Genomic DNA, 19,766 nt, shown 5'->3' with positions numbered 1-19,766 from the left:
GCTAATTAAAAATTTGATGGCATTTACGCTTAACAGATGCCTTGATTAATTTAATTGTTGACTTTGATAATGACATGACTTTAGCAATTTCATATTGCTTATATCCGTCAAGATAAAGCTTCAGCCATTGTCGTTCTCTACAATTCAAAACATTACATATGTCTTGAAAATATAATTCAAAGTTACTACAATATACAGGTTGTTCTAAAAATATAGCTGAATTGTTTTCTAATAAAATGGCATCGTTTAAACGATTTTGTTGGCGAAATAAGTCAATAAGATAAAAATTTAAGCGTAAGAATAAAAATGAAGATAAAGAATGGTTAGTTGAGGGATTATATATTTGACTCAATTCCCACATTTTTATTAAAAGTAGTTGATAAAACTCATCATAATTATACTTAATATTATATTTTTTTAAAAGATGGTGAATGATTTTGTGGTGCTTTTTAAATACATCATTAAATTCCAAATTATAAATCTCCATGCTATACGTATAGCGAAGTATTTCCGGATAAAGTGATAATAGAGTATTTTTGAAAATCATTCATTTGCGTAATCACTAATTTAAGTGTTAAATAGAAGACATAAGTAATTAAATTAATGTGATTTGATATATCATTACTTTGCTATATAGAAAATTGAACAAAATTTGTAATCGGGAGGTAACAATGGATTACGCACATTTAAATTTAGAACATTTTTTTGCACGAAACGATGATTTAGATGTTATAAGAGATCGTGCTGATTTCGTGATGATAAATAATTTTAATAATGAAATGATGTATCGTGATGGTCAAATAGAGGGTACGATTGATTTAAACCAGTATTATTATAAAAATAGATCAAATGCTGCCAGTTTTATCATGATGGATTATAAAAAAGAAACTAAATAATAATAGATAGCTAAAATCAAGTTGTAGTATTACTTAATGGATTAGTAGCTTCCTTACTAAAGTTTTAAAAAGCTTTATAAAAGATTTTTACGTCAGTGATGCATGAAAATGGTTTTGCTTATGTTGATGAATCATTTAAAACGTTTCATTTACATTACTGTTTATTTATGAATATGTAACAATGCATAGATAAAATTGTTAAACGGTTTTAATAATGTTAAACTTTATTATCGTAATCAAACTGAATGTATAACAACAATGACCTAAGAGGTGTGGATATGAATAAGCACAAGAAAGGTTCTATTTTTGGAATAATAGGACTTGTTATCATATTTGCTGTTGTCTCATTTTTATTTTTCACAATGATATCCGATCAGATATTTTTCAAACATGTTAAATCAGACATTAAAATTGAAAAGTTAAATGTTACATTAAACGATGCAGCAAAGAAACAAATAAACAACTATACGAGTCAACAGGTATCAAATAAAAAGAATGATGCATGGAGAGATGCATCAGCAACGGAAATAAAAAGTGCAATGAATAGTGGTAGCTTTATTGATGATAAAAAGCAAAAATATCAATTCCTAGATTTATCTAAGTATCAAGGCATTGATAAAAATAGAATTAAACGTATGTTAGTAGATAGACCAACATTATTGAAACATACAGATGATTTCTTAAAAGCTGCTAAAGAAAAGCACGTTAATGAAGTTTATTTAATTTCACATGCATTATTGGAAACCGGTGCAGTAAAAAGTGAATTAGCAAATGGAGTCGAAATCGATGGCAAAAAATACTATAATTTCTATGGTGTAGGCGCTCTTGATAAAGACCCTATTAAAACTGGTGCAGAATACGCTAAAAAACATGGTTGGGATACACCTGAAAAAGCTATTTCTGGCGGTGCTGATTTCATTCATAAGCACTTCTTATCAAGTACAGACCAAAATACATTATATAGTATGAGATGGAATCCTAAGAATCCTGGTGAACATCAATATGCAACTGATATTAAGTGGGCAGAAAGTAATGCAACGATTATCGCTGACTTCTATAAAAACATGAAAACAGAAGGTAAATACTTCAAATACTTTGTGTATAAAGATGATAGCAAACATTTAAACAAACAATAATTTAATAAGAGGTAAGTCATAAACTGACTTGCTCAATTACAAAAATACGCTTTCTATCGTAATGAGATAGAAAGCGTATTTTTTATGAAAATAAAGATTTTGAACTGTTTCCTTGATACGCTTTTTAATTTCTAGTATTGAACCTTTATCTTGATTTAAAGTTTTCGATAGCAATTTTAGTCTCGTCTCTCACGCGGTGGAATTCTGACCAAGGTTTACCAGCAGAATCATCAAATGTTCTGTGTTCCTTCTTAACATAGGAGGTAAAGTAGGACAATTGACATCTACATCACTACATAAAGTTACGACTAAATTTGAATTTTTTAAGATATTTATATCAATTAAATCAGATGATTGACTAGTAATATCAATGTCTACTTCTTTTATAGCTTCTATAGCTTTCCGATTAACACCATGTATCTCAATATCCACCAAACGTACTTACAAATCTTCCACTAAAATTTGTTTGGTCCAACCTTCAGCCATTTGACTTCGACATGAGTTGTCAGTACAAATAAATTAAATTGTTTTTGTATTCAAAATGCATTGCATCCTCCCTAAAAAAGAATTAACGATAGGTACAATCCTAAGAGGGTTATAAATAGTACTGGAATTGTAATAATGATACCAGTTTTGAAATATGTGCCCCAAGAAATCTTTACATCTTTCTGTGTTAAGACGTGTAACCACAGTAATGTAGCTAAAGAGCCTATAGGTGTTATTTTAGGACCTAAATCTGAACCAATGACATTCGCATAGATTAAGCCTTCTTTTAACAGGCCATGGACATTTGATTGACCAATAGCAATGGCATCTATTAAAACTGTAGGCATATTATTCATTACCGATGATAAAAATGCTGAAATGAAGCCCATTCCCAAAATAGTGCTAAAAAGTCCATAATTTGAAATATTGGATAATAAATGAGCCAATATTAAAGTGATTCCAACATTTCTTAAGCCAAAAACAACAATATACATACCAATTGAAAATAATACTATATTCCAAGGTGCTCCTAAAATGACGCGCTTAATATTTACAGCATTTGATTTACGAGCCAATATTAGAAATATAAAAGCGATGACTCCAGTAAATATTGATACTGGAATTTTGGTAAATTCACTTATTAAGTATCCGAATAGCAATAAGACTAAAACGACCCAGGATATCTTGAAAAGCTTCATATCTTTAATGGCATCTTTAGGATTTTTTATGCTTTTTGCATCAAATGTATTAGGTATAGCTTTTCTAAAATATAACCATAGTACAAAAATGCTTGCTAAAAGCGAGAAGATATTAGGAATTATCATTCGAATAAAGTATTGAACAAAGCTGATATTAAAATAGTCAGCGGAAATAATATTAACTAAATTACTTACAATTAATGGTAAAGATGTTGTATCAGCGATAAAACCACTTGCAATAATAAATGGAAATATTGCGCGCTTATTAAATCCAATATTTTTTACCATAGCTAATACAATAGGCGTTAAGATTAAGGCTGCGCCATCATTTGCGAAAAATGCTGCAACAACGGCACCCAATAATATGATATAAACGAACATTTTTAAACCATTACCTTTTGAAGCATGAAGCATATGGATAGCTGACCATTCAAATAATCCAACTTTATCTAATATTAATGAAATAAGTATGACTGAGACAAAAGTCAAGGTAGCATTCCAAACAATACCTGTTACTTCGAAAACATCTGAAAAACTTACAACACCTGTAATGACAGCGATAACGGCACCCATTAATGCGGTGATTCCAATATCTAGGCCTTTAGGTTGCCATAATACAAATATTAAAGTTACTAGAAAAATAAGTATCGCTAAAGTTGTCATCATTAGCATTCACCTGTCTTAAGGTTATGGCAAATACATCGTTGATCAGAGGTATGAACCATAGTCAAGTTATTAATTACAGACTCAAAAAGATCATTATTAAGCTGGTATAAATTTTTATTTCCGATTTTTCGTGTTGTGACTATGTTGGTTTCTACTAATGCTTTCATATGATAGCTAAGTGTAGGTTGAGAGAATTGAAAATGTTTTAATAAATCACAAGCGCATAATTCTCCACAAGAGAGTAAATCAAGTATTTCTATTCTACTTGGATCAGATAAAATTTTTAATAATCTTGCTAGTTCTTTATAAGACATAACAATACCTCCTGGACTTCAATTAGATTATCATCTATATAGATATGTGTCTATGTATTGCTGTTTATTATTTTTCGACAATAGCATTAAAATACAATATGAGGTATAACGTTGAGAATCGTCTTAATCAATAAAGATATTTGAAAATGTATTAGTGTTTTTTTACAACAAAAAAGGTAACTGGCCAAGTTTAGATAACATGGTCAATTACCTTTTTGAATTTATTTTATATTCTAGGGTATTAATTAAGAAGCTTTATTTTTACGACTAAAAATCATAAACAATATGACTAGTGAGATTAAAATTTTTGCTATAAATTTCATTTTGATCACCTCGTTTTTGATATTTTAACACAAACATTATTGTTGATATTGAATGAAAGCTTCTAGTATTTATTTGATAATGTGAGAGTAAGTTTCACTAACAAATTTTAAACTAATAAGTCATATTGATATAATTGTTTATAATTCTAGAATTGCAATATTTTGAATTACTAAAGGATGGATGATGTATGCGTGTAGCAATTATAGGTATGGGAACTGCTGGAGTAAGTGTTTTAAGAGAATTAGTTAAGCATCCTAAGTTTAAACAACTAGATATAGATTTATACGATGACAAAGTTAATATGGGACAAGGTGTACCATTTCAAAATGATAGTTCAGAACTTTTGATTAATATGCCTTCTAAAAAGATGAGTTTAAATTTAGATGATGAATCAGAATTTTGGAAGTGGTACCAACAACAAACAGAATTCACATTTGATCAACCTACATATTTACCTAGATTTGTTTTCGGGCATTATATGAAATCTTATTTATTAATGTATTTGAAAAGATATAGTAATATCACTACTAAATTTCACAAAGTACAAGAAATTTATACGAATTCCAAAATTGATGAGACCAAATTAACATTTTATGTTTGTACAGCTGATACAAAGGAATCTTGGAAAGAATACGATTATATATTTCTAACATGTGGTACATTTGCTTATCATGATCCATATAAGTTAAAAGGGACCAATGGATATATTGCGACACCGTATCCTACCTATCATACTTTAGATGAAGTTAACGATGATGATGAAATTGCTATTGTAGGTACAGGTCTTGCAAGCTTAGATGTCGTTCGATTTGTAACTGCACATCATCCAAAATTGCCAATAACTATGACAAGCCGTTCTGCCAATTTGCCTAGTGTGCGTGGGACAATGATTGATATTAAATTTAATTATTTAACAAAAGAGAAGTTGAATGAAATTAAGAAAATTCATTTTGGTAATGCACCCCTTGATACTTTAGTTTCATTATTTTTAAAAGAGTGTGATGACTATAATATAGACTTTATAAAATTAGTCAAAAGACGTACGGGAAATCATATTCAGGACTTGAAATATGATTTAAATAATCCAAAAGAGATGGGCATCTTTCAAAGTATTATTGAACATTTAAAAGAAAATTTAAATTGGATATGGAATAGCTTGAGTATCGAAGATCAGTATCAATTTAACAACAAGTATAGTAAAATCATTCAATTAAATTCTAATCCAATGCCACCAAGAACAGCGAAGCTAATTATTCAATTAATTGAAAATGGGTCTTTAATATTAAGAAAAGGTCTTGAAGATGTAGTTTATAATAATAAGTTGTATCAATTTTCATACAAAAATCAAGAAACAAAAGATGTATTCAATGTTGTGATTAATGCAACTGGAGCAAAAAATCATTTGTCTGAATTAGATGAAGATGATCAATTAATGAAAAATCTTGAAAATAGACAAATTGTACAAGCACATCCAATGGGTGGGATACAAATCATACCTGAAACTAATCAAGTCATTAGTCCTAGATTTGGCACTTTGACTAATATGATTGCAATTGGACAAATGACAAATGGCGTTAATAAATTGCGCAATGGTGTGAAGATGATTGTTGAACAAGTTGCGAATACGGTATCTCAATTATATGAAGTGCTAGAATCTTATGAACGACAAGACCTTCATAACCGATAAAATAGCATACCAAATATAATAAAAACCTAAAATGAAATGAATAGAGAGTTTGTTCAAAAGTAAAAACAAAACATAACGTTTTGAATATAAAGTTTTTAAATAACTTAATACGTATATTCAAACCGACATTAATTGTATTTTCTGAAAACATATAGTATCATTTTAGACGTAGTAGACATACTACAAACTCAAATGATCTATAACAATTTCATATATAATTCTTTCGGGGCAGGGTGAAATTCCCAACCGGCAGTAAATTAAGCCTGCGACCCGCTAATATTTTGTATATTAGTGGCTGATCTAGTGAGAATCTAGAGCCGACAGTGAAAGTCTGGATGGGAGAAAGAATATCAGTTATCGACACAGATAATGTAGCGTATTTGTAAAATTAATTACAAATAGGCTTATTTAACGATAAATTTTTACTCCTTGCATCTGATTTTTTGATGTGAGGATTTTTGTTTATAGAGGTGATAATTTGAGTCAATTTATGGATTACGCGATTCAACTTGCGAACATGGTACAAGGGCAAACAGGTGTTAATCCTCCTGTTGGTGCAGTTGTAGTTAAAGAAGGTAGAATTGTAGGTATCGGTGCACACTTGAAAAAAGGTGACAAACATGCAGAAGTTCAAGCTTTAGACATGGCAAAGCAAGATGCTGTTGATGCAAGTATTTATATCACATTAGAGCCATGCAGTCATTTTGGTTCTACGCCACCATGTGTTAATAAAATCATTGAGTGCAAAATTGCCAAAGTAATTTATGCTACAAAAGATGATTCGTTAGATACACACGGTGACGATACATTACGTGCTAACGGTATTGAAGTAGAATGTGTTAATGATGAACGTGCGACACGTTTGTATAGAGATTTTTTCAAAGCAAAAGCACACCAAGTACCTCAAGTTACTGTAAAAGTTTCAGCAAGTTTAGATGGTAAACAAGCTAATGACTATGGACAAAGTCAATGGATTACGAATAAAGAGGTCAAACAAGATGTCTATAAATTAAGACATAGCCATGATGCAGTGTTAACAGGACGTGGCACGATCGAATTAGATAATCCACAATATACGACACGTATTCAAGATGGAAAAAATCCAACAAAGATTATTTTGTCAAAGTCCGGAAATATTAGTTTTAATAAACAAATTTACCAAGATGAATCAACGCCAATTTGGATATATACTGAAAATCCAAATTTAACAACGAATAAAACGCATATTGAAATTATTTATTTGAATTCATGTGATTTAACAACAATACTTCATGATTTATATAAAAAAGGTGTTGGTACTTTGCTAGTCGAGGCAGGGCCAACGATTACTTCAGAATTTCTCCAATCTAATTTTATAGATGAACTTATTCTCTATTTTGCCCCGAAATTAATTGGTGGATCTGGAAATTATCAGTTTTATCAAACGGATAAAGTGATGGCAATTCCAGACACAAACCAATTTGAAATTGTTCATTCCGAGTTATTAAATCAAAATGTCAAATTAACTTTACGAAAGAAGTGATGATGCATGTTTACTGGCATCGTTGAAGAAATAGGTGTCGTTAAAAATGTACAAATTCGTCAATCTGTTAGAACAATTGAAATTGAAGCACATAAAATTATTGAAGATATGCATATTGGTGATTCGATTAGCGTGAATGGTGCATGTTTAACGGTTATTGATTTTAGTGCAACATCTTTTACTGTACAAGTAATTAAAGGTACTGAAAATAAAACCTATTTAGCAGATGTGAAACGACAGTCTGAAGTGAATCTAGAACGTGCAATGAGCGGTGACGGTAGGTTTGGTGGTCACTTTGTATTAGGACATGTCGATGAACTAGGAACAATTTCTAAAATAAACGAAACTACAAATGCCAAAATTATTACTATCCAATGTTCTAACAATATTATTGAACAATTAGTTAAACAAGGTTCAATAACTGTAGATGGTGTGAGCTTAACAATTTTCGAAAAGCATGAAAATGCATTTGATATTCATCTTATTCCCGAAACAAGACGTTCTACAATTTTAGCATCAAAAAAAATAGGTGATTACGTACATTTGGAAACGGATGTATTGTTTAAATATGTTGAAAATATTTTGAATAAAAATAAAGATCATTTAACTGCGGATAAATTAAGAGCATTTGGATTTTAGGAGGGGTATTATGCAATTCGATAATATAGAGAGTGCTTTAGTAGCTCTAAAAAATGGTGAAACAATTATCGTGGTTGATGACGAAAATCGTGAAAATGAAGGTGACTTAGTTGCAGTTACTGAATGGATGGACGATCAAACTATCAATTTTATGGCTAAAGAAGGAAGAGGCCTTATTTGTGCACCAATGTCTAAAGATATTGCAGAAAGATTAGAATTAGTACAAATGGTGGAAGAAAATTCAGATGTTTATGGAACTCAATTTACTGTGAGTGTCGACCATATTGATACTACAACTGGTATTAGCGCGTTTGAACGTACATTAACTGCTAAAAAACTTATAGATCCAAGTAGTATTGCAAGTGATTTTAATCGTCCTGGCCATTTGTTTCCTCTAGTAGCTAAAGATAAAGGTGTATTAGCAAGAAATGGTCATACTGAAGCGGCTGTCGACTTAGCAAGGCTTACTGGTGCCAAACCAGCTGGAGTTATTTGTGAAATAATGAATGATGACGGCACAATGGCTAAAGGTCAGGATTTACAACTATTTAAAGAAAAGCATCAACTGAAAATGATAACAATTGAAGATTTAGTTGAATATCGTCAAAAATTAGAACCAGAAATTGAATTTAAAGCGAAAGTGAAAATGCCTACAGACTTTGGAACTTTTGATATGTATGGTTTTAAAGCCACTTATACAGATGAGGAAATCGTGGTACTTTCTAAAGGTACAATTCGACAACATGAAAATGTTCGTTTGCATTCAGCTTGTCTTACAGGTGATATTTTCCATAGTCAGCGATGTGATTGTGGTGCGCAACTTGAAGCATCTATGAAATATATTAATGACAATGGTGGTATGATTATTTATTTACCACAAGAAGGTCGAGGCATAGGTTTATTAAATAAATTACGTGCATATGAATTAATAGAACAAGGATATGATACTGTAACTGCGAATTTAGCTTTAGGTTTTGATGAAGATTTACGAGATTATCATATTGCGGCACAAATTTTAAAATATTTTAAAATTGAACAAATTAGTTTATTAAGTAATAATCCAAGCAAATTTGAAGGTTTAAAGCAATATGGTATTAATATTGCAGAAAGAATCGAAGTCATTGTGCCTGAAACGGTACATAACCATGATTATATGGAAACAAAAAAATTAAAGATGGGTCATTTGATTTAGGAGGATAATAACATGAATTTTGAAGGAAAATTAATTGGTAAAGATTTGAAAATAGCAATTGTAGTAAGTAGATTTAATGATTTTATTACTGGTAGATTACTAGAAGGCGCAAAAGATACGCTTATCCGTCACGATGTTCAAGATAATAATATAGATGTTGCATATGTACCAGGTGCATTTGAAATTCCATTAGTAGCTAAGAAACTTGCGGCTTCAGGGAACTACGATGCTGTTATTACTTTAGGTTGTGTGATACGTGGTGCGACATCACATTACGATTATGTATGTAATGAAGTTGCGAAAGGTGTATCTAAAGTTAATGATCAAACAGATGTACCAGTAATTTTTGGTATATTAACGACAGAAAGTATTGAGCAAGCAGTAGAAAGAGCTGGTACTAAAGCAGGTAATAAAGGTGCAGAAGCAGCTGTAAGTGCAATCGAAATGGCAAATTTATTAAAAGTAATTAATTAAAAATTTGTATCAAATGATTTAGGATCTAATTGATTTAAATACTAAGTAAGACGATAATAAAGAACATTTTTTAGGAGCTTGGGACATTAAGTTCTTAGGCAATGTAAAAAAGCTGATTTCTTTTAATTATTTGATAGAAATCAGCTTTTTTGATATGTATTTTAAAATATACAGCTCGTCGAGCTACTATTTTCCTTATATTAAGTGCCATTAATACAAAACCTAGCTCTCGTTTAACTTTATTTATTCCTCTTCTTTTATCTCTGGTATTATTTTTCTTCAACTAAGTCACGATATAATGCTTTTGAATTTTCGTTCAATTTCGATTCGTGATTTTGAATACTTTTCTTCCACACAAATGTATATCTATTGGCACTAGCTTCTACTTTTGTACCATCAATAAAAATTGAATTATTATCAATAAGATTTTGCTTTAAACATTGACTATGGAACTGAGTAAATAAAGATTCAATTAACGCATACGTATTAGGATTCACTCTAAAACGATTAATATTTTTGTAAGAAGGTATTTGATCTTGAGCTAACCACATCATTCGAATACTGTCATGAAGTAATTTCTCTATTCTACGACCAGAAAATACAGATTGAGTATATGCATATAAGATGATTTTTAACATCATTTTTGGATGATAGGATGTTGCGCCACGATGATGTCTGAATTCATCGAATTCGCTATCAGGTATCGTTTCAACAATTTCATTAACATATCGTGAAATATCATTTTGAGGGATTCTAACAGAAGTTTCTATTGTTAGTGTAAGTTGGGCAAAGTGTCTTATTTTTTTAAAGTATTTAAAAGTAAAATTACATGTTAATACGTAGTATTAATGGCGAGACTCCTGAGGGAGCAGTGCCAGTCGAAGACCGAGGCTGAGACGGCACCCTAGGAAAGCGAAGCCATTCAATACGAAGTATTGTATAAATAGAGAACAGCAGTAAGATATTTTCTAATAGAAAATTATCTTACTGCTGTTTTTTAGGGATTTATGTCCCAGCCTCCTAAACTTTTATTTATATTTTATTTACGACATAATTTTTTGATTGAAGATACACCCAACATTATCGTAGCACCAATACTTGCAATAATTCCGACTTTCTTTAATGCAGCTGGTTTTACAAATTCTTTAACGGCTAATGATAAGTTTTGTGGTCGCTCTGCTAATCTTCTCATGAAATATGCAAACCAATCATCACCGTATGGTACATAAATCGTAAAGTTATATCCTTCATTCGCAATTTGTTCAGCTAATTCTGATCTAAAACCATAAAGCATTTGGAATTCCATACGATCTTTTTCGATATTATGCTTTTTCATAAATTGTTTCACATGATTGATAATTTGATGATCATGAGTCGCAATAGATGTAAAATTACGCGCATTTAATAAACGTTGCTCAATAATTTTAATATAGTTTGCATCTACATCTTCTTTAGATTGAAAAGCGATAGACTCATTTTCTTTATAAGCCCCTTTAACTAAACGCAAACGTAAATCTTGGTATTTATCAACAAGTTCTGGACTATCATATAGATAAGCTTGGATAACTGTTCCAACATTTCTAAATTCACCTTTTAATCGGTCAAGAACTTGAACTATTTGCTGTAAACTAGCATATTTTTCAGTATCAATATTAATGTGCATGTTATTGTAACTATTTGCTTTAAGTAAAATTTCTCTTAAATTTTGATAAGCTAATTCTAAATCAAATTCAGCTCCTAATTGGCTTAGCTTAACAGACATATGTGCATTGACACCATGTTGGTGAAGTGCGTCCATAATCGTTAAGATTTGTTCTTTAGCATGATTGCTTTCTTCCACTGTTCCAACAAATTCCCCTAAATTGTCAACAGTAACAGCAATGTTTTTATCATTTAAGTGTTCAATTGTATTGATTAATTGTGGAATTGTATTGCCGGCAACGACTTTATTTGCACCCATACGAGGTCCAACTTTTTTAGCTGCGTTGTTAAAAAAACTATTATTAGATAATCCGATAAAAAAATTCTTTAATAGTGCCATTGCTACTCCTCCAAACCCTTGTGTTTACAATAAGTTTAGCATGAAAAAATTATTCGAGAAAGCGTTTTCATCAAAAACAATTAAAAATAATTATGTATAATTACACTATTATTGGTGTTGATTTCATTTATATTAAATAATATGGACAACAATAATACTATAAATAGAAATCTACATGCAGAATTTGCTATAATTATGTTATTGAAGATTATCATAAAGGGGCAGTATAAGAATGTGGAAGTGGGAAGCTGAAAATGATGCAAAAGGCGTCGTTGTTATTGCTCATAATATATTAGAACATACAGGAAGATATGCATATGTTATTACGATGTTAAGACGAAATGGTTATCATGTGATAATGGGAGATTTACCAGGTCAAGGACAAACTTCTAGAGCGAATAAAGGTCAAATTGAAAATTTTCAAACATATCATGAAAGTTTGCTAGATTGGTTGAAAATCGCTAATGAATATAAGATTCCAACTTATGTTTTAGGCGTTGGACTTGGTGGTTTAATATTATTAAATTTACTTGAAAAAGTAGAATTACCTATTGAGGGCATGTTGTTGATATCGCCAATGCTAGAACTACAAAAAAATGGTAAAAATCGTAAAGATAAACTCATTTCAAATATAGGTAAAATCTCAAAAGATACACGTTTTAATGTTGGTGTAGAACCAAAAGATTTAACACGTAATTTAGAAATAGTAGAAGAAACTGAAAATGATGGATTAATGCTTAAAAAAGCGACTTATCATTGGTACAATACGATAAATGAAACAATGAAAGATACGATGTCTCATATCCATGACATTCAACCATTGCCAACACTACTTATGTATGGAACTAAAGATTTAATAGTTGATACAAGAGCGATTGATGAGTTTAAAGATAAATATCAAACACCGGAATTATATTTTAAAGCTTGGCAAGGTTTTTATCATGAAGTACATAATGAGCCAGAACGTGATGAAGTAATGCGTTATATTCTGACGTTTTTAAATAATAGTGTCAATACTATGGGCTTCATTGTTGAAGAAGAAGAAATCGAAGAAATTTAATAATTCAATTTAGTAAAGATGAGTCAAAATGAGCTCATCTTTTTTTTATAATTTTTGAACAAACTATGACATGATTTATAGACACAGAATTTTAAATTATTAAAGGCGTTAACATTATTTATTATATTTAAACTTTTGATTTATCAAAATCAAATCGTGATAAATAAAGGATTTAGCATTATACAGTTGAACCTAATTGGTTAAAATACAGGGTAACTAAATAATTTAGTTTAATCAATTTACATGAGAGTTATATGTAATAAAAATTTAATGAGTATCTTTTTTGAAGAAATATATGTAGAATTGTTGCAATTTAATGGTAATATTGATATATTTTCTTTGTATATAAATTATAAAATTAATATGTAATAGAGTGATTAGTTTTATGTACTATTATCTTATTTCTAAATATTAACTCTATCGATTATTGGTTTTTATACTTATTTAATTTTATTCAACTTTGACAATTGAATAGAAAGCAAGTTTATTTACACTTGTAGTATTAAGCATAGGTTAGCACACATAAGTTTTGGGAATTATTGGGATGTAAGTTATAACTTGTGTGATGCTAAATATGTGATTATTAATTGGGAGATGTTTAGCATGAAAAAAGTAAATAACGATACTGTATTTGGGATTTTGCAATTAGAAACATTGTTAGGTGACATTAACTCAATTTTTGGTGAAATTGAGAGTGAATATAAAATGTCTAGAGAAGAAATTTTAATTTTACTAACGTTATGGCAAAAGGGATCTATGACACTTAAAGAAATGGATCGATTTGTTGAGGTGAAACCTTATAAACGTACTAGAACTTATAATAATTTAGTTGAATTAGAATGGATTTACAAAGAAAGACCTGTAGATGATGAAAGAACAGTAATTATTCACTTCAATGAAAAGTTAAATCAAGAGAAAGTCGCATTATTGAATTTTATCAGTGACGCAATTGCGAGTAGAGCAACTACAATGCAAAATAGTTTAGATGCCATTACTGCAGTATAGAGCTATATTACATAAAAAAGAGGTTTTCAAAGTCGAAAACCTCTTTTTTATATTTCATTAACATAATTGCTGACTATACAAAAAATATTAGGTAACTTAAAGCTTTGTTAAGAAAGCTTTTCTATAGCACAAATAAATGGTGCATGATTTCGCTGGTTTAGAAATTTATATTGTAAAACTTGTGCTTGTTTTTGGTCTAAGGTACTTAAGTATTCAAGTATTTCATTTTTCTCAATTTGGCCTTCACTATGACCATGATAAATAACTAAAATGATGATGCCTTCTATCGACAGCATCGTTAATAAAGAATTAATAGCTTGAATAGTTGTTTCAGGTTTTGTCACGATAGATTTGTCACCTTTTGGCAAATAACCTAAGTTGAAAATAGCTGCATCAATATGACCCTTATGTTTATCTTGTATATATCTTGCAACATTTTCGTGACCGTCTTTAATTAAAGTAACATTGGTAAAATCTTTAATCTTTTCTCGTGTGTTTTCTATAGCTAAATCTTGAATATCAAATCCATAAACATGACCTTCTGGTACCTGTTCTGCTAAAAATAAAGTATCATTGCCATTACCACATGTAGCATCAACAACAATACTTTTTGATGATGTATGCTGTTTAATGAGTGTTTTTGAAAAGGGGAGAATGCGTTCTAATTTCATTGGTTCACCTTAGACTTATAACGCAATCCTTGATGGGAATTTCTGCGTGCTAATTCAGCGTCAATACCATTTAAAACTTCCCATTTGTTGACACTCCACATAGGACCTACCATAATGTCAATTGGACCATCTCCAGTAATTCTGTGAACAATCATTTCAGGTGGAATCACTTCTAATTGATCTACAACAAGGTTTGTATATTCTTCTTGTGTCATAAAAGTTAATAAACCTTTGTCATATTGTTTTACCATTGGAGTTCCTTTTAATAAATGTAATAAGTGAATTTTAATACCTTGTACGTCCATCTGTGCGACTTCTTTAGCAGTCGCCATCATCATTTCGTAGTCTTCACCCGGTAACCCATTAATAATATGAGTACAAACGTTGATGTTATGTTTACGTAATTTTGCAACACCATCATAATATGTTTGCATATCATGAGCGCGATTAATTAAATCAGATGTTGATTGGTGAATGGTTTGTAATCCTAATTCAACCCATAAATATGTTCTCTTGTTTAAGTCAGCTAAGTATTCTACCACATCATCAGGTAAACAATCTGGACGTGTACCAATTGATAATCCTACTACGCCAGGTTCTTTAAGTACAGGTTCAAATTTTTCTTTTAATACTTCTACAGGTGCATGCGTATTTGTGAAAGCCTGAAAATAAGCGATATACTTTCCTTCGTGCCACTTTTCATGCATTTTTTCTTTAATTTCTTTAAATTGTACTGCAATTGAATCTGCTCTATTGCCTGCAAAGTCTCCACTACCAGCAGCAGAACAGAATGTACAGCCACCATGTGCGACAGTACCGTCACGGTTTGGACAGTCAAAACCGCCATCCAACGCAACTTTAAATATTTTTTGTCCGAATTTATTTTTTAAATGGTAATTCCATGTGTGATAGCGTTTGTTTTCAAATGCATATTGGAAATGATTGCCCATAAGTCATTTTCCTTTCTAAAAAAATAGTACTAAGTACAGATTTTAACATATTTTAATGTTATAGTGTTTATAATAGTTTGACAAAAAAGAGAGAGGAACTATGAAATATGAATATACCTAAATCGGTCTGGTGGCTAGTAATTGGCATGGCTTTAAATATTACTGGTTCCAGTTTTTTGTGGCCTTTAAATACTATTTATATGAAACAAGAACTTGGAAAAAGTTTAACCGTTGCTGGTTTAGTCCTAATGATTAATTCATTTGGCATGGTTATTGGTAACTTATTAGGTGGTTCACTATTCGATAAATTAGGTGGATACAAAACGATATTAATAGGTACTTTCACGTGTCTTTGTAGTACAACACTACTGAATTTCTTTCATGGGTGGCCGTGGTATGCTGTGTGGCTAGTAATGCTTGGATTTGGTGGTGGAATGATTATTCCAGCTATTTATGCCATGGCGGGTGCAGTTTGGCCTAATGGTGGACGACAAACTTTTAATGCCATTTATTTAGCACAAAATATTGGTGTAGCTGTCGGTGCTGCAATGGGTGGGTTCGTTGCAGAATTTAGCTTTAACTATATTTTTCTAGCTAATCTCATTATGTATATTGTATTTGCGCTAGTAGCCGTTACGCAATTTAATATCGAAATTAAAGCAAAAGTTAAATATCCAACCCATTTAGATATTACGGGTAAAAAGAATAAAGCAAGATTTATATCATTAGTATTGATTTGTGCGATGTTTGCAATATGTTGGGTAGCATATATTCAATGGGAATCCACAATCGCATCATTTACACAATCAATCAATATATCGATGGCACAATATAGTGTTCTATGGACAATAAATGGAATCATGATTTTAGTTGCACAGCCACTAATCAAGCCTATACTATATTTATTAAAAGGTAATTTAAAGAAACAAATGTTTGTTGGCATTGTCATTTTTATGTTGTCGTTCTTTGTCACGAGCTTTGCCGAAAACTTTACAATATTTGTTGTCGGTATGATTATTTTAACCTTTGGAGAAATGTTTGTATGGCCAGCTGTTCCAACTATTGCAAATCAATTAGCGCCAGACGGTAAACAAGGTCAGTATCAAGGCTTTGTAAACTCAGCAGCTACAGTAGGAAAAGCCTTTGGACCATTTCTTGGCGGTGTGTTAGTAGATGCATTCAATATGCGTATGATGTTTATTGGCATGATGGTATTACTAGTCTTTGCGCTGATCTTATTAATGGTTTTTAAGGAAAATAATGAGCAAACTAAAAAAATAGATGCATAATATGTAAATAGAATTAACCATATAGACTTGAAATAAATGCCGTTATAACATAATATTAATTTGTATAATTTAATTTCATTTAGAGCTTTTCTACAGAAAGTTAGTGATGCTGAGAACTAGCGTAAAGGACTAAATGTAAATCGTAATAATTTTAAACTGAATGAATGACATCTCTTACTATTAAAATGAGTGCACAATTTTTGTGAAATAGGGTGGTAACGCGGCGAATGTCGTCCCTATATAGACTAAATAGTTAGAGGTGTCTTTTTTATTGAATAGGAGGAAATGTGTTGAATTACAATCACAATCAAATTGAAAAGAAATGGCAAGATTATTGGGACGAAAATAAAACATTTAAAACGAATGATAACTTAGGTCAAAAGAAATTTTATGCGTTAGACATGTTTCCATATCCTTCTGGTGCGGGCTTACATGTTGGACATCCTGAAGGTTACACAGCAACGGATATCATTTCGAGATATAAGAGAATGCAAGGATATAATGTATTACATCCAATGGGATGGGATGCATTCGGATTGCCAGCTGAACAATATGCGTTAGATACAGGGAATGATCCTCGTGAGTTTACAAAGAAAAATATTCAAACATTCAAGCGTCAAATTAAAGAATTAGGATTTAGTTATGATTGGGATCGCGAAGTAAATACAACTGATCCAGAATATTATAAATGGACGCAATGGATTTTTATTCAGTTATACAATAAAGGATTGGCCTATGTTGATGAAGTTGCTGTTAATTGGTGTCCTGCATTAGGAACAGTATTATCAAATGAAGAAGTCATAGATGGCGTATCTGAACGTGGCGGACACCCAGTTTATCGTAAACCAATGAAACAATGGGTGCTTAAAATTACAGAATATGCTGATCAATTATTGGCAGATTTAGACGATTTGGATTGGCCAGAATCTTTAAAAGATATGCAACGTAATTGGATTGGTCGTTCTGAAGGTGCTAAAGTATCTTTTGATGTGAAAGATATTGATGATAAAGTAGAAGTATTTACGACTAGACCAGATACAATCTATGGTGCTTCTTTCTTAGTTTTAAGTCCTGAACATGCGTTGGTTGATTTAATTACAACTGATGAATATAAAGAAAAAGTAAAAGCTTATCAAACAGAGGCCTCTAAAAAGTCAGACTTAGAGCGCACAGATTTAGCTAAAGATAAATCGGGTGTGTTTACTGGTGCTTATGCAATTAATCCGTTATCTGGTGAGAAATTGCCGATTTGGATTGCTGATTACGTATTATCAACTTATGGAACAGGTGCTATCATGGCTGTTCCAGCACATGATGAGAGAGACTATGAATTTGCTAAAAAGTATGAATTACCTATTATTGAAGTTATCGAGGGTGGCAACGTTGAAGAAGCGGCATACACTGGTGAAGGTAAACATATTAACTCTGGTGAACTTAATGGTCTTGAAAATGAAGAAGCGATCACTAAAGCCATTCAATTGTTAGAGCAAAAAGGTGCAGGAGAAAAGAAAGTAAATTATAAATTAAGAGACTGGTTATTTAGCCGTCAAAGATATTGGGGTGAACCAATCCCAGTAATTCATTGGGAAGATGGTACAATGACAACTGTTCCTGAAGAAGAGCTACCGTTGTTACTACCTGAAACAGATGAAATTAAGCCATCTGGTACAGGTGAATCACCATTAGCTAATATTGATTCATTTGTTAATGTAGTAGATGAAAAAACAGGTATGAAAGGACGTCGTGAGACAAATACGATGCCACAATGGGCAGGAAGCTGTTGGTACTATTTACGTTATATTGATCCTAAAAATGAAAATATGCTTGCAGATCCTGAAAAATTAAAGCATTGGTTACCGGTTGATTTATATATCGGGGGTGTCGAACACGCAGTTCTTCACTTATTATACGCAAGATTTTGGCATAAAGTACTTTATGATTTAGGCATTGTACCTACTAAAGAACCATTCCAAAAATTATTTAACCAAGGTATGATTTTAGGTGAAGGTAACGAAAAAATGAGTAAGTCTAAAGGAAATGTAATCAATCCTGATGATATCGTTCAATCTCATGGTGCAGATACATTACGCTTATATGAAATGTTTATGGGACCTTTAGATGCTGCTATTGCTTGGAGTGAAAATGGATTAGATGGTTCACGTCGTTTCTTAGATCGTGTATGGCGTTTAATGGTTAATGAAGACGGATCATTAAGTTCTAAAATAGTAACAACAAATAATAAGTCATTAGACAAAGTTTATAATCAAACAGTTAAAAAGGTAACAGAAGACTTTGAAACATTAGGATTTAATACTGCTATTAGTCAATTAATGGTATTTATTAACGAATGTTATAAAGTTGATGAAGTTTATAAACCTTACATTGAAGGTTTTGTGAAAATGTTAGCACCAATTGCGCCACATATAGGTGAAGAGTTATGGTCAAAATTAGGTCATGAAGAATCAATCACTTATCAACCATGGCCAACTTATGATGAATCATTACTTGTAGACGATGAAGTTGAAATAGTTGTTCAAGTTAATGGTAAATTAAGAGCTAAGATTAAAATTGCTAAAGATACTTCAAAAGAAGAAATGCAAGAAATTGCATTATCAAATGATAATGTCAAAGCAAGTATTGAAGGTAAAGACATCATGAAAGTCATCGCTGTTCCTCAAAAATTAGTCAATATAGTAGCTAAATAATGATTTAAGGA

At 31.1% G+C, this 19,766-nt stretch carries 18 protein-coding genes, 2 pseudogenes and 1 riboswitch; of the genes and pseudogenes, 12 read left to right on the top strand and 8 right to left on the bottom strand.

Annotation, left to right across the window (positions count from 1 at the left end; all coding sequences use genetic code 11):
• Position 1 precedes the first annotated feature (1 nt).
• On the bottom strand, positions 2 to 472 hold the full coding sequence (locus ML436_08715) for a sigma-70 family RNA polymerase sigma factor (GenBank protein ID UMT77278.1): 471 nt from the start codon (positions 470 to 472) through the stop codon (positions 2 to 4).
• A gap of 199 nt (positions 473 to 671) precedes the next feature.
• Here ML436_08715 and ML436_08710 point away from each other — a divergent pair, with 199 nt between their 5' ends.
• Together ML436_08710 and ML436_08705 are read left to right on the top strand one after the other, a co-directional pair.
• A complete protein-coding gene (locus ML436_08710; GenBank protein UMT77277.1) occupies positions 672 to 896 on the top strand; it encodes a hypothetical protein in 225 nt (74 codons plus the stop codon).
• Between the two features lie 278 nt (positions 897 to 1,174).
• Positions 1,175 to 2,032 carry an N-acetylglucosaminidase gene (locus ML436_08705; GenBank protein ID UMT77276.1) on the top strand — a complete coding sequence of 286 codons (858 nt, stop codon included), beginning with the start codon at positions 1,175 to 1,177 and terminating at the stop codon, positions 2,030 to 2,032.
• Positions 2,033 to 2,177: 145 nt separating this feature from the next.
• Here ML436_08705 and ML436_08700 read toward each other — a convergent pair.
• The 3 genes and pseudogenes from ML436_08700 to ML436_08690 all read right to left on the bottom strand — a co-directional run bounded on the left by ML436_08700 (position 2,178) and on the right by ML436_08690 (position 4,196).
• Positions 2,178 to 2,548: pseudogene (locus tag ML436_08700) on the bottom strand (arsenate reductase).
• Positions 2,549 to 2,589: 41 nt separating this feature from the next.
• Positions 2,590 to 3,882, bottom strand: coding sequence for an arsenite efflux transporter membrane subunit ArsB (gene arsB, locus ML436_08695; protein UMT77275.1), 1,293 nt, complete (start codon positions 3,880 to 3,882; stop codon positions 2,590 to 2,592).
• Positions 3,882 to 4,196: a metalloregulator ArsR/SmtB family transcription factor gene (locus tag ML436_08690; protein UMT77274.1), complete on the bottom strand. Its 315-nt coding sequence runs from the start codon at positions 4,194 to 4,196 to the stop codon at positions 3,882 to 3,884. Before ML436_08690 ends, arsB begins: the two co-directional genes overlap by 1 nt.
• A 511-nt stretch (positions 4,197 to 4,707) precedes the next feature.
• Between ML436_08690 and ML436_08685 the strand changes: the two genes are divergently transcribed.
• The 5 genes from ML436_08685 to ribE (ML436_08665) all read left to right on the top strand — a co-directional run bounded on the left by ML436_08685 (position 4,708) and on the right by ribE (ML436_08665) (position 10,034).
• Positions 4,708 to 6,207: an FAD/NAD(P)-binding protein gene (locus tag ML436_08685; protein ID UMT77273.1), complete on the top strand. Its 1,500-nt coding sequence runs from the start codon at positions 4,708 to 4,710 to the stop codon at positions 6,205 to 6,207.
• A gap of 215 nt (positions 6,208 to 6,422) precedes the next feature.
• Positions 6,423 to 6,558, top strand: a riboswitch (FMN riboswitch).
• A gap of 127 nt (positions 6,559 to 6,685) precedes the next feature.
• Positions 6,686 to 7,729: a bifunctional diaminohydroxyphosphoribosylaminopyrimidine deaminase/5-amino-6-(5-phosphoribosylamino)uracil reductase RibD gene (gene ribD, locus ML436_08680; GenBank protein UMT77272.1), complete on the top strand. Its 1,044-nt coding sequence runs from the start codon at positions 6,686 to 6,688 to the stop codon at positions 7,727 to 7,729.
• Between the two features lie 6 nt (positions 7,730 to 7,735).
• A complete protein-coding gene (ribE, locus tag ML436_08675; protein ID UMT77271.1) occupies positions 7,736 to 8,368 on the top strand; it encodes a riboflavin synthase in 633 nt (210 codons plus the stop codon).
• Positions 8,369 to 8,378: 10 nt separating this feature from the next.
• Entirely contained in the window at positions 8,379 to 9,560 is a 1,182-nt protein-coding gene (gene ribB / locus ML436_08670; GenBank protein ID UMT77270.1) for a 3,4-dihydroxy-2-butanone-4-phosphate synthase, read from the top strand.
• Between the two features lie 12 nt (positions 9,561 to 9,572).
• The gene (gene ribE, locus ML436_08665) at positions 9,573 to 10,034 is read left to right on the top strand and encodes a 6,7-dimethyl-8-ribityllumazine synthase (protein ID UMT77269.1); all 462 of its coding nucleotides are present in this window, start codon (positions 9,573 to 9,575) and stop codon (positions 10,032 to 10,034) included.
• A gap of 249 nt (positions 10,035 to 10,283) precedes the next feature.
• Here ribE (ML436_08665) and ML436_08660 read toward each other — a convergent pair.
• Together ML436_08660 and ML436_08655 are read right to left on the bottom strand one after the other, a co-directional pair.
• Positions 10,284 to 10,834: pseudogene (locus ML436_08660) on the bottom strand (transposase).
• 239 nt (positions 10,835 to 11,073) lie between these two features.
• Positions 11,074 to 12,075, bottom strand: coding sequence for a proline dehydrogenase (locus ML436_08655; protein ID UMT77268.1), 1,002 nt, complete (start codon positions 12,073 to 12,075; stop codon positions 11,074 to 11,076).
• 111 nt (positions 12,076 to 12,186) lie between these two features.
• On the opposite strand from ML436_08655, the gene ML436_08650 reads away from it, so the two are divergent.
• From ML436_08650 to ML436_08640, 3 genes are all read left to right on the top strand, one after another.
• On the top strand, positions 12,187 to 12,327 hold the full coding sequence (locus ML436_08650) for a hypothetical protein (GenBank protein ID UMT77267.1): 141 nt from the start codon (positions 12,187 to 12,189) through the stop codon (positions 12,325 to 12,327).
• Positions 12,308 to 13,135 (top strand): alpha/beta hydrolase, encoded by an 828-nt coding sequence (locus tag ML436_08645; GenBank protein UMT77266.1) that lies wholly within the window; start codon positions 12,308 to 12,310, stop codon positions 13,133 to 13,135. Before ML436_08650 ends, ML436_08645 begins: the two co-directional genes overlap by 20 nt.
• 603 nt (positions 13,136 to 13,738) lie before the next feature.
• Positions 13,739 to 14,140, top strand: a complete 402-nt coding sequence (locus ML436_08640) for a MarR family transcriptional regulator (protein ID UMT77265.1) — start codon at positions 13,739 to 13,741, stop codon at positions 14,138 to 14,140.
• A 107-nt stretch (positions 14,141 to 14,247) separates the two neighbouring features.
• Here ML436_08640 and ML436_08635 read toward each other — a convergent pair whose 3' ends face one another.
• Both ML436_08635 and ML436_08630 read right to left on the bottom strand, forming a co-directional pair.
• A complete protein-coding gene (locus tag ML436_08635; GenBank protein ID UMT77264.1) occupies positions 14,248 to 14,811 on the bottom strand; it encodes a class I SAM-dependent methyltransferase in 564 nt (187 codons plus the stop codon).
• On the bottom strand, positions 14,808 to 15,761 hold the full coding sequence (locus tag ML436_08630) for a TIGR01212 family radical SAM protein (GenBank protein UMT77263.1): 954 nt from the start codon (positions 15,759 to 15,761) through the stop codon (positions 14,808 to 14,810). The genes ML436_08635 and ML436_08630 overlap by 4 nt, the downstream gene beginning before the upstream one ends.
• 107 nt (positions 15,762 to 15,868) lie before the next feature.
• Between ML436_08630 and ML436_08625 the strand changes: the two genes are divergently transcribed.
• Together ML436_08625 and leuS are read left to right on the top strand one after the other, a co-directional pair.
• The gene (locus tag ML436_08625) at positions 15,869 to 17,050 is read left to right on the top strand and encodes an MFS transporter (protein ID UMT77262.1); all 1,182 of its coding nucleotides are present in this window, start codon (positions 15,869 to 15,871) and stop codon (positions 17,048 to 17,050) included.
• 287 nt (positions 17,051 to 17,337) lie between these two features.
• Positions 17,338 to 19,755 carry a leucine--tRNA ligase gene (gene leuS / locus ML436_08620; protein ID UMT77261.1) on the top strand — a complete coding sequence of 806 codons (2,418 nt, stop codon included), beginning with the start codon at positions 17,338 to 17,340 and terminating at the stop codon, positions 19,753 to 19,755.
• Positions 19,756 to 19,766 lie beyond the last annotated feature (11 nt).

The organism is Staphylococcus roterodami (assembly GCA_022493055.1).
GTDB lineage: Bacteria > Bacillota > Bacilli > Staphylococcales > Staphylococcaceae > Staphylococcus > Staphylococcus singaporensis.
This window is presented reverse-complemented; position numbering and strand designations above follow the sequence as displayed.